Raw genomic sequence first — 9,238 nt, 5'->3', positions numbered from 1 at the left:
GCGCGCGGCTGGGGCATGGGGGCGGGATGCCGCAACCTGTGGATCCCTCTCGCGCCGAATCCTCGTCGCCGATCCATTTCGTGGAGTTCGTCGCGCTGATCGCCGTGCTGATGGCGTTGGGCGCGCTCGGCATCGACACCATGCTGCCGGCGCTGCCGGAGATCGGCCGAGATCTGAATACCGCGGCACGCGATTTGCCGCTGGTGATCGTGATGTTCTCGGGTGGGTTCGGCGCGGCGCAGCTGATCCACGGCCCGCTGGCCGACCGTTATGGCCGGCGGCCGGTGCTGGTCGGGTCGATGGTGCTCTACATCCTGATGAACCTGGTCTGCGCGGCCGCGAAGAGCTTCGACCTGCTGTTGATTTCGCGCGTATGCGCGGGGGTGGCGATCGCCGCGACGCGCGTCGTGACGATCGCGCTGATCCGCGATTGCTATTCGGGCCGGGCGATGGCGCGCGTGAGCAGCCTGGCGGTGATGACGTTCATGATCTTTCCGATCATCGCGCCGAGCATCGGCCAGTTCATCCTGTTGATGGGATCGTGGCGGCTGATCTTCAACATGATCGCGGTGGTCAGCGCGGTGACGGTCCTGTGGTTCGTGGCGCGCATGCCCGAGACATTGCCGCCGGAGCGGCGCGTGCCGCTGGAGGCGAAGCTGCTCCTGGGCAATTGGAAGCGCACGCTGCAGGATCGCTTGTCGGTGGGCTATGCCGCGGCGGTGATCGGGCTGCAGGGCGCGCTGTTCGGCTATATCACCAGCATCCAGCCGATCGTCGAGAAAGTGTTCCATCAGCCCGAACGGCTGGGGCTGATCTTCGCCGCCTGCGCGGTGACGATGGCGTGCGGCAATCTGCTCAATTCGCGGATCGTCATGTGGCTCGGTATGCGGCGCATCTCGCATGGCGCGATGGTCGTGCTGATCGTGGCGGCGTCGGCCAGCCTGGTGATCAGCTATCTCGGGCTCGAGAATCTGTGGACCTTCGTCGCGCTCCAGGCCGTGACGATGGCGTGTTTCGGGCTCGCCGCGTCGAACTGCTCGGCGATGGCGATGATGAACATGGGCGAGATCGCCGGGACGGCCTCGAGCCTCCAGGGCTTCGTCGTCACCACCGGCGGTGCCGCGATCGGCGGCCTGATCGGCATGGCGTTCGACGGCACCACCACGCCGCTGCATCTTGGCTTCCTCACCGCCGGAGTGGTAGCATTGGTGCTGGCGGCGATCGTCGAGCGCGGTCGCCTATTCCGCCCCGCTTAGTATAGCGTCTGGCGGAACCCAAAGGCCGCGCCGCCGTTCGCTTCCTAAGGGTCTGCACCCTAATGTCATGGAGACGGAAATGGGCGGATATCAGGTACCGGGCCAAGGGTCGGGCGACGACGGTTATGACGAGGAAGGCTATGATGAAAGCCAGCGCGCCGAAATATTGGAAGCGACGCGTGACGGGCCGACTGACGGCACGATCCTGACCGATCTCGATCCCGATCTGGGCGACGAGCCCGAGAATGACGATGTCGAGATGTCCGCCGACGATGTCGGCGAAGAGGACGAGGATGCCGACCTGTCGGACGAGGATATCGACGAGGACGAGGTCCAGGACAAGTTCGACGACGGCGATTCCGACGATGACGACGACTTGTCCGACGCCGATGACGAGGCGCTCAATTCCTGACGCCATGACGTCGGCGTTGACCGTCGGCTAACGACGGCCCTAGGTTTCCGGCCCGACCGGAAACCGAAAGGAGAACCGATGTCCAGGGATCCGCGCGTCGACGCTTATATCGCGAGCAAGAACGACTTCGCGAAACCGATCCTCACCCATTTGCGTGACCTCATCCACGGCCATGCGCCGGCGGTCGAGGAAACGATCAAATGGAGCATGCCGTTCTTCACCTATAAGGGCGAGTTGCTCGCCAATATGGCGGCGTTCAAGGAACATGCCGCGTTCGGTTTCTGGGATCGGCTGGGCCTGGCCACCGGCAAGGAAGGCGATGCGATGGGCCAATATGGCCGCCTGACCGACGTCGCGACCCTGCCGCCCGACACGTTATTGCTCGACCGGCTCGATCAGGCGCTGGCCAAGATCGATGCCGGCGAAAAGCCCAAGCGGCCAGCCCGCGCCAGCAAGCCCGAAGCCGAAGTCCCGCCAGCGCTCGCCGACGCGCTGGCGGCGGACGCGCAGGCGATGGCGACCTGGAACGCTTTCCCACCGAGTTGCCGCCGCGAATATCGCGAATGGGTGGCCGATGCCAAGCGCGACGAAACGCGGGCCAAGCGCGTCGCCCAGACGATCGAACAGCTGCGCGCGGGCAAGAAGCTCAACTGGAAATACGAGAATTGCTGAGCGGGCCGGCGAGGTTAGGCGATGCGAGCGTTCAGATGACGATGACCAAAGGTGAACATCGCTTATTTTCCCTGACTTTCGTCTAATTCCCAACGTCGCCCCGGCCTTGTGCCGGGGTCCACCAGGCCGCAGGCGCGGGACAAGAGGCTCAAAGGGTTGGGCTCGGTGCCCGGTGGATGCCGGGACAAGCCCGGCATGACGAATTGGCGATGTTGAATGTCCACCCCCAGCCCTGCGGAGGCTTGCCATCCTCTCGTGATATGATACGTTATCATGTATCAGAACGGGAGATCGCTCGTGGCCAGCCGTACCGCCCATTCCCAACCGATCGCCGAGATGAATATCACGCCGTTGATCGACGTGTTGTTGGTACTCCTGATCATGATGATCCTCACGCTGCCGGTCGCCACGCACACGGTGGCAGTCGACTTGCCCAACGGCGCACCACGGACAGTGCCCGACCAGAAGATGCACCGGCTCGAGATCGCGGCGTCGGGCGCGCTCAGCCTCGACGGCGCCGCCATCGCGGAGAGCGCGCTGCCCGATCAACTGGTCGCGACGATGGCGGACAAGGACGCGACGCTCACCATCCGTGCCGACGCCGCCGCGCGCTACGAGACGTTCGATCGCGTGCTGGCAACGGTGAAGCGCGCCGGCGTCACGCGGCTGGGGTTCGTCGGCAACGACCAGTTCAAGCAGGTCTTCTGACCGGGGAACGACGCGGGCGTTGGAACGTTCACACCCCCTCTTACCGCATTGCCCCGGGGGTTCCATCGTGCGCGCCGTCCTGCTTGTTCCGTTCCTGTGCCTTGCCGCCTGTTCGCAGCCGGCCACGACCGGCAATAGCGAAGTCGATATCAATGACGCCGCCGAACGCGCGCGGGGCGACATCAACACCTATAATGCGACCGACAATGTGTCGGAGGTCGCGACCAACGGCGCGGTGGCGCCGGCGACCGGTGACGAACCGCCGCTGGCACCCGCCGAACCCGGCCAGCCGGGCGGACTGCCCGACGACAAGACTCCGGTGTCCGAAGGCAAGTTCACTCCCGACAGCGCGCAGGGCGCCGCGAACGTCGCCCAGATCTATTTCGCCAGCATCGAGGGCGGCAAATATGCGGCCGCCCGCGCCTTGTGGGGCAATGATGGCGCCGACAGCAAATTGAGCCCGGCGGCGTTTGCGGCGAGCTTTGCCAAATACAAGGAATATCACGCCAATATCGGCGGCCCGGGCGAGATAGAGGGCGCGGCGGGAAGCCGCTACGTCTCGGTTCCCGTGCAGGTCTATGCCCGGCTCAAGGACGGCCGGCCCGACTATCAGACCGGCACGATCGTCCTGCGCCGCGCCGTCGTCGATGGCGCGACGGCCGAGCAGCGCAAATGGCATATCTATTCGGTCGACCTGAAGCCCGCGCCGGGCAGGGGTGGTGCGAAGCCGGAAGCGGGTGGCGGAACCGGTGCCGCCGATACGAGCGGCACGCCGCCGGTGGTCAGCGCACGCTATCGCTGCATGGACGGGAGCAAATTCGCGGTGCGGTTCGACAATCAGCGCGACACCGCCGCGATCACGCGTAACGGCCGGACGCTGGCGACGCTCGACGGGCAGAAGCCGGCCTCGGGCATCTGGTACAGGAAGGGCCCGTACGAACTGCGCGGCAAAGGCGATGCCGCGACCTTGACGACGCCGGGCCAGCCGCCCATCGCGTGCTCCGTCATTCGCTAACGAAAGAGATCGACCGCCATGTGGACGGTGGCCCTGCTCGCGCTGTCCAACTGTTTCATGACGATCGCCTGGTACTGGCATCTGAAGGGCGGCATGGCCAAGCCGCTCTGGATCGTGATCGCGATCAGTTGGGGCATCGCCTTTTTCGAATATTGCCTGGCGGTCCCCGCCAACCGCATCGGCTATGCCGCGGGCTGGTCGGGCGGACAGCTCAAGGTGACGCAGGAAGCGATCGCGCTCGCGGCGTTCGGCGTGTTCATGGTGACGGTGCTGGGCGAGCCGCTCGGCTGGCGGCATCTGGGGGCGTTCCTCTGCCTGGTCGGCGCCGTCGCGTTCCTGTTCGCGGGGAAGTAGCGGCGACCTTCGCACCGCCGTCATGCCGGACTCGTTCCGGCATCCAACGTGCAACAACGGCTGGATTCCCGCGTGGAGGGTTGGACCCCGGAACAAGTCCGGGGTGACGATCGCCCCTAATTTCCCATCGCGTTTGCGAGCACCGCCAGGTCGCCATTGTCGATCGCGACGCCGGTTGCGTCGGTATCCGCGGCGGTGGCGTTGTTGGTCACCGGGTCGGGCGTGTTGGCACTCGCGACGTCGTACGCCGTCCAGATGATCCCGGCCGCCCAGAACAAGGCCGACCATCGGCTGCGGAAGATTTTGGACGAGATCATCACCGGACGATAGCCGCGCACGGTTAACGCGCGCTCCGCAAAGCCGGTTAACGGCGGGATTGCCCGATCGCTCGTGCGGGCATAGCATCGCGCGACTTCAACCAAGGGAGAGGCGCGATGACCAGGACGATGTCGGCATTGGTGCTGGTGATGGCGGCGAGCGTGCTGACCGCGGCGGCGGCGACGCGGCGCGACGACGCCGATCAGCTGATCGCGGCGCGGCAGGCCGGCTTCAAGCTGCAAGGTGCGGCCTTTGGCGGAATGAAAGGGGTGATCGATGCCAAGGGCGACGTGAAGACCCAGGCCTTCGCCGCTGGCGCGATCGCCGCCTGGGCGCGCGCGCTACCTGGGTTGTTCCCCGCGGGCAGCGACGGCGGCACGACCAAGGCATTGCCGACCGTGTGGAGCGACCGCGCCGGGTTCGAGAAGGCGGCGGCGACGTTGGCGACGGAAGCGGCCGAGCTCGCCAATATCGCCAAGGCGGGCGATCAGGCGGGCTTTGCGGCGCAATGGGGCGTGGTGCGCAACGCCTGCTCGGCTTGCCACGACAAGTATCGCGTGGCGGACAAGCCCAAGGGGTAAGCGGGGCGCCGAGCGGAGTCAGACGGGTAGACTCATAAAGCGGCCAGTCGGAAACGACCGAGTTGCGGGCATGATCATCGGTCTGCCGTTATCGGATATCAGCAAGCGGGGGCGTCAGGATGGCGGAGACCGGGATGATCGGGGTGCTGGCTCTGTTCCTGATCACCATGCAAGACGATGAGCTTCTCAGATACGATCCTGATCCGGCGCCCGTCGCGGAGACCGCACCTCAGCAGCTGGTGCGGCTGTCCGAGAACCGCCGCAGGTTATGCTCGAAGCTCTATAAGGAAGGCCGGGGTTTCGCCGAGGTTAGAACGATTGCCCGCACCCAACCCGGACTTTACGGCGACCCAAACGACGCCATCGAGGCGTGTCTCACGTATCAACGCGCGATAATCGATCAGGCGGCAGCAACGCTCGACAGGGCAGCCGAGGAAATTCGCCGAGAGGCAAGCAAAAGCCAGTAGCGAATTAGCGTTCAGTCATTCAGCTGAACGCCGCTGGGGCTCTACCGCGAGAAATGGCCGCTTTCCCCATTCCCTGATGTCCCCCGATTACTAGCCCACGCCCTAGTTCGGCATCACCTTGCCGCTGATCTCGCCATCCGGGAATTTGTCGGTGTGGATGTTGATCACGATCTTGCCGGCGTTCAGCGCGTCGACGAATTCCTCGAACGTATCCTGATCGTTGAGCAGCTTCGCGCCCTCGGCATAGGAATAATTGCGCATCGACACGTGGAAGCCGTTCTTGGTCGCGCGGTAATTGGCGCCATAGGGCACGGGCAGCACCGCCTCGACGTCGTCGGCGGTGCGATATTGGTGGAAATGGACCGGCCCGATCGGCTTGGCGACCAGGGCGTCGTTGAGCTGGTCCAGCGCGATGCCCTGCACGTCGAGCTCGACCGAGACGCGCTGCGCCTTCGTGTCGACCTTGACCGTCACCTTGCCATGCGCGGGCGACCCGGTGGTCGTCGGGATCGCGGTGCCGTCCAGCGTCGCGCGGAAGCTCTCGGTCTTGGCCGCGGCGGGAGTGGCGATCGCGATGGCAGTGACGGCGGTCAGGACAATCAGGGGAGTGAAGCGCATCGAATCCTCTATTGGCGGGCGAGCACGGCACACGGCTCGCGGCGAGTTACCTCAGACAAGCTTGCCCCAGGATGAAGCGGGATCAGGCGGTGCCGGTGACGCGCGCGACCGCCAGCGTGTCGACATATTGCTGGAACCACACCGCGCGTCCATCGGCGATGCGCCAGACATGCGCCATCTGCGCATGCTGCGCCTTGCCGGTCGCCTTGTAGGTGCCGAGATAGCGGCCGAACGCGACCACCGTATCGCCGCCATCGACGATCTCGTCGACCTGGACCGCGAACCCGTCCCATTCGGTCGCGCAGCGCATGAACACGCCCTGCGCCACGGCTTCGGGGCCGATATAGGGGCTGCCATCGGCATAGGGGAAATTCTCCGCCTCGTGCCATTCGATCGCCGGATCCATCCGCCCCAGCACGCCCGGCACGTCGCCCGCGGCGAAGGCGGCATAGATGGCGCCGATCAGTTCGACATTGGCGTGCGACATGGTTTTCCTCCCCAAGGTTTGCGCGGACGATAAAGCGGGTTCGGCGCCGACGATAGGACAGACTCGGCACAACAATCCCTCTCCCCTTGGGAGCATCGGGTAAACAGCGCCCCGCGCTGTTTAGGCCATGCCGGGGGCATGGCCGACCCGATGCTGGAGGGAGGCGCGAAGCGCCGGAAGGGTGAGGGCAGGGGCCAACGACTGCCCTCACCCTCCCGCGCCTGTCGGCGCTCCTTCCCTCTCCCGACGGGAGAGGGAATTGACGCTCACCGATTATCCAGTTGCGACCGCACCGCCGCCAGCCCCAACCGGCTGATCCGGTACGGCTGCCCGCTCTGGCTGAAGATCAGCCCGCGCCGCTTGAGCTTGCGGAATATCGGCAGTGAGCCGTCCGCCAGCACATGGCCTTCGCGGGTAAAGCAGATCGCCTCGACGATCCGCCCGTTGCTGTCGCGGCGGTGATGGATCGCGCCGCCCTGCGCGAGCGCGTGCAGCACGCGCTGTTCGTATTTTGAGATGTTCACGTGGATTGTGCCCGTCAGTCGAGAAAACGACCGCGTCGCCCGACCGGGATATCCCGGCGGGTCGAGCGCATGACGACGGCGCCTCCGGCAAAACCGGGGCCGTCAGGTCAGCGGGCGACAATTTCCTTCATACTTCCCTCAGGGGCGGTGAACGCCGCCGATGTGCCGTTGGACGGCGGGTTCGTCAAGATTTGGGAGAGCGCGCCGGCCGCCTCAAGCGAACCCGGCACCCCCCTCGCGCGGCTCGCAGCGGATCAGCCGGCTGGTCGCGACCGCCGCCTGGCGATGGACGACCGCGAGGCGATAGGCGGGGTCGGTCACCATCTCGAGAAAGGCATGCGCGTTAGGGTAGAGCGCGACGAACGCGGTATCCCACGCTTCGTCCGCCGGCCCGGTCAGCACGAGCTGCGGCGTGCCCGACCAGATCACGCTGCCGCCGACGCGGCGAAAGATCGGCCCGCTTTCCGCGCCGTACCGGGCATAGGCCTCGGCCCCGGTCAGCCCGAGCGCGGCGCAGTCATGGTCGTCGGGATAGGCGGCGCGCTCGCGATAGCGGACCAGGTTGAGCATCGCGATCGGCGCGTCGCGGGGGAGCGCCTTGAAGGCGTCGAACTGCTCACGGGTGGGGTCGATATGGGCTTCGGTCATGGCGCTCTCCTGTGAGCGGTTTGCGCCTGTTTCGGTGATTTAGTAAACTGTCACCGTAATTCCATACCGCTCGGGCAGATCGCGCCACGGCGCACCCGACCGCAATACCCAGAAGATGCCGTTCAACACCCGGCGATCATCCACGCGCGGCACGCCTCGCGGCTTGTTGGGCAACAGCGGCTCGATCACGCGCCACTCAAAGTCGGTCAGATCATATCGGCTCACGCCGAGCTTGAATCAGATGTCGTGCTTTTAGGGAAGCGCTATGCCGGCCCCGGCGTCTCATTCCCATCTGAGTGGGGCGGAGCATCGTAGAGTGATCCGCTGCCCCAGGTAGGGGGCAGGTCGAGATCAGCCTGATCGCACCAAGTAAGCCGACCGGCTTTATATGCGTCACTCTCGACAAGCTCAGTGTGAACTATCCGCATGGCCAGCATGAGCGCCTGAACGCCGTCTAGGCCGCACGCGTACCGCCGGACTTCGCGCTCCGGCCACCCTATCGAGTATCGGCACTGGAACTCCCCGCCGGGAGCTTTGGCAGGCGTGTAGAAACGAATTACCAGCCCGCCGCCATCCAGCTCAAACTCACGCGTCAAAAAAGCCGCTTCGTCCATCAGCCCTCTCCGTCGAGCGGGTCTGACATGTCATGCGCGCGCCAACAACCTTTATGGGTTCACAACCTAGTAACTGTCACCATAATCCAAGGTATCTTTTAACTTGCACGTCTGTTGGCAACCATCGTGGGTAACGTGTAAACGTATCGTAGATAGGCTTCGGTGAAATTCTTCAATGCCTCGGCATCGTCCGCTGAATAGAGTTCTTCATCGTGCGCCGCTTCATTTCCGCCAACCCTAATTTCGTGAGCCCACTGACCAATGTCTTTTGTTAGTTCTCCCGATAAAACTAGCAAGTCGATGCGCTTCACTAGCGGCTTTCCGGCGTCGTCTGGAATTTTTTCTTTTGTAGAAGCTTCCAAGGTCTTCCGAAACATTATTGCCGCGGCGTCGAAATTTCCGCCGAGAAGGCTGGATGTGCCTTGCTCGAAAAATCGAGAGATATTCTCAGGAACATGTTGCGGAGCCGCGCCACGTTCAGAATTCGGCCATTGTCGAATAAACCTGTAGCCTAAAGATTCCAAATTGCCATTTACCTGCGTGGGCATGCTGGAGTGATTAGGA

At 64.4% G+C, this 9,238-nt stretch carries 15 protein-coding genes and 1 pseudogene; 8 read left to right on the top strand and 8 right to left on the bottom strand.

Features of this window, described 5'->3' with window-relative positions; translation table 11 throughout:
- Positions 1-26: 26 nt before the first annotated feature.
- From SMA01S_RS02035 to SMA01S_RS02010, 6 genes are all read left to right on the top strand, one after another.
- The gene (locus tag SMA01S_RS02035) at positions 27-1,256 is read left to right on the top strand and encodes a multidrug effflux MFS transporter (RefSeq protein ID WP_066816691.1); all 1,230 of its coding nucleotides are present in this window, start codon (positions 27-29) and stop codon (positions 1,254-1,256) included.
- Between the two features lie 79 nt (positions 1,257-1,335).
- Positions 1,336-1,668, top strand: a complete 333-nt coding sequence (locus SMA01S_RS02030; protein ID WP_066816872.1) for a DNA primase — start codon at positions 1,336-1,338, stop codon at positions 1,666-1,668.
- A gap of 78 nt (positions 1,669-1,746) precedes the next feature.
- Complete coding sequence (locus SMA01S_RS02025; protein WP_066816690.1) at positions 1,747-2,340, top strand: YdeI/OmpD-associated family protein; 594 nt, start codon at positions 1,747-1,749, stop codon at positions 2,338-2,340.
- Positions 2,341-2,676: 336 nt separating this feature from the next.
- Positions 2,677-3,048 (top strand): ExbD/TolR family protein, encoded by a 372-nt coding sequence (locus SMA01S_RS02020; protein ID WP_439654296.1) that lies wholly within the window; start codon positions 2,677-2,679, stop codon positions 3,046-3,048.
- Between the two features lie 67 nt (positions 3,049-3,115).
- The gene (locus SMA01S_RS24025) at positions 3,116-4,063 is read left to right on the top strand and encodes an MliC family protein (RefSeq protein ID WP_174543064.1); all 948 of its coding nucleotides are present in this window, start codon (positions 3,116-3,118) and stop codon (positions 4,061-4,063) included.
- An 18-nt stretch (positions 4,064-4,081) separates the two neighbouring features.
- Complete coding sequence (locus SMA01S_RS02010) at positions 4,082-4,417, top strand: DMT family protein (RefSeq protein WP_066816687.1); 336 nt, start codon at positions 4,082-4,084, stop codon at positions 4,415-4,417.
- 116 nt (positions 4,418-4,533) lie between these two features.
- On the opposite strand, the gene SMA01S_RS02005 is transcribed toward SMA01S_RS02010, so the two are convergent.
- Positions 4,534-4,734, bottom strand: a complete 201-nt coding sequence (locus tag SMA01S_RS02005; RefSeq protein WP_066816871.1) for a hypothetical protein — start codon at positions 4,732-4,734, stop codon at positions 4,534-4,536.
- A gap of 117 nt (positions 4,735-4,851) precedes the next feature.
- Between SMA01S_RS02005 and SMA01S_RS02000 the strand changes: the two genes are divergently transcribed.
- A complete protein-coding gene (locus SMA01S_RS02000) occupies positions 4,852-5,316 on the top strand; it encodes a c-type cytochrome (protein ID WP_066816686.1) in 465 nt (154 codons plus the stop codon).
- A 119-nt stretch (positions 5,317-5,435) separates the two neighbouring features.
- Complete coding sequence (locus SMA01S_RS01995; protein WP_066816684.1) at positions 5,436-5,783, top strand: hypothetical protein; 348 nt, start codon at positions 5,436-5,438, stop codon at positions 5,781-5,783.
- A 102-nt stretch (positions 5,784-5,885) separates the two neighbouring features.
- Here SMA01S_RS01995 and SMA01S_RS01990 read toward each other — a convergent pair whose 3' ends face one another.
- From SMA01S_RS01990 to SMA01S_RS24020, 7 genes and pseudogenes are all read right to left on the bottom strand, one after another.
- Positions 5,886-6,401, bottom strand: coding sequence for a CHRD domain-containing protein (locus tag SMA01S_RS01990; RefSeq protein WP_066816682.1), 516 nt, complete (start codon positions 6,399-6,401; stop codon positions 5,886-5,888).
- Between the two features lie 82 nt (positions 6,402-6,483).
- Complete coding sequence (locus SMA01S_RS01985; protein ID WP_066816680.1) at positions 6,484-6,888, bottom strand: nuclear transport factor 2 family protein; 405 nt, start codon at positions 6,886-6,888, stop codon at positions 6,484-6,486.
- Positions 6,889-7,154: 266 nt separating this feature from the next.
- Positions 7,155-7,412 (bottom strand): YjhX family toxin, encoded by a 258-nt coding sequence (locus tag SMA01S_RS01980; protein ID WP_066816679.1) that lies wholly within the window; start codon positions 7,410-7,412, stop codon positions 7,155-7,157.
- Positions 7,413-7,625: 213 nt separating this feature from the next.
- A complete protein-coding gene (locus tag SMA01S_RS01975; RefSeq protein ID WP_066816675.1) occupies positions 7,626-8,060 on the bottom strand; it encodes a DUF1330 domain-containing protein in 435 nt (144 codons plus the stop codon).
- A gap of 42 nt (positions 8,061-8,102) precedes the next feature.
- A pseudogene (locus SMA01S_RS01970) lies at positions 8,103-8,285 on the bottom strand (transposase); the annotation flags it as partial.
- Positions 8,286-8,323: 38 nt separating this feature from the next.
- Positions 8,324-8,674: a DUF6968 family protein gene (locus SMA01S_RS25430; RefSeq protein WP_066816673.1), complete on the bottom strand. Its 351-nt coding sequence runs from the start codon at positions 8,672-8,674 to the stop codon at positions 8,324-8,326.
- 98 nt (positions 8,675-8,772) lie between these two features.
- Complete coding sequence (locus tag SMA01S_RS24020) at positions 8,773-9,222, bottom strand: DUF4145 domain-containing protein (RefSeq protein WP_169804162.1); 450 nt, start codon at positions 9,220-9,222, stop codon at positions 8,773-8,775.
- Positions 9,223-9,238 lie beyond the last annotated feature (16 nt).

Origin of the sequence: Sphingomonas mali NBRC 15500, from assembly GCF_001598415.1 — a bacterium.
GTDB lineage: Bacteria > Pseudomonadota > Alphaproteobacteria > Sphingomonadales > Sphingomonadaceae > Sphingomonas > Sphingomonas mali.
The sequence above is the reverse complement of the archived record's forward strand: the minus strand, read 5'-3'. Positions and strand labels throughout refer to the sequence as shown.

Excerpts from the sequence above, each read along its gene's own strand:
- SMA01S_RS25430 (WP_066816673.1), bottom strand. The coding sequence starts at position 8,674 with ATGGACGAAGCGGCTTTTTTGACGCGTGAGTTTGAGCTGGATGGCGGC.
- SMA01S_RS01995 (WP_066816684.1), top strand. The coding sequence starts at position 5,436 with ATGGCGGAGACCGGGATGATCGGGGTGCTGGCTCTGTTCCTGATCACC.
- SMA01S_RS02030 (WP_066816872.1), top strand. The coding sequence starts at position 1,336 with ATGGGCGGATATCAGGTACCGGGCCAAGGGTCGGGCGACGACGGTTAT.
- SMA01S_RS02005 (WP_066816871.1), bottom strand. The coding sequence starts at position 4,734 with ATGATCTCGTCCAAAATCTTCCGCAGCCGATGGTCGGCCTTGTTCTGG.
- SMA01S_RS02035 (WP_066816691.1), top strand. The coding sequence starts at position 27 with ATGCCGCAACCTGTGGATCCCTCTCGCGCCGAATCCTCGTCGCCGATC.
- SMA01S_RS01990 (WP_066816682.1), bottom strand. The coding sequence starts at position 6,401 with ATGCGCTTCACTCCCCTGATTGTCCTGACCGCCGTCACTGCCATCGCG.
- SMA01S_RS24020 (WP_169804162.1), bottom strand. The coding sequence starts at position 9,222 with ATGCCCACGCAGGTAAATGGCAATTTGGAATCTTTAGGCTACAGGTTT.
- SMA01S_RS02000 (WP_066816686.1), top strand. The coding sequence starts at position 4,852 with ATGACCAGGACGATGTCGGCATTGGTGCTGGTGATGGCGGCGAGCGTG.
- SMA01S_RS01985 (WP_066816680.1), bottom strand. The coding sequence starts at position 6,888 with ATGTCGCACGCCAATGTCGAACTGATCGGCGCCATCTATGCCGCCTTC.
- SMA01S_RS01975 (WP_066816675.1), bottom strand. The coding sequence starts at position 8,060 with ATGACCGAAGCCCATATCGACCCCACCCGTGAGCAGTTCGACGCCTTC.
- SMA01S_RS02025 (WP_066816690.1), top strand. The coding sequence starts at position 1,747 with ATGTCCAGGGATCCGCGCGTCGACGCTTATATCGCGAGCAAGAACGAC.
- SMA01S_RS02010 (WP_066816687.1), top strand. The coding sequence starts at position 4,082 with ATGTGGACGGTGGCCCTGCTCGCGCTGTCCAACTGTTTCATGACGATC.
- SMA01S_RS02020 (WP_439654296.1), top strand. The coding sequence starts at position 2,677 with ATGAATATCACGCCGTTGATCGACGTGTTGTTGGTACTCCTGATCATG.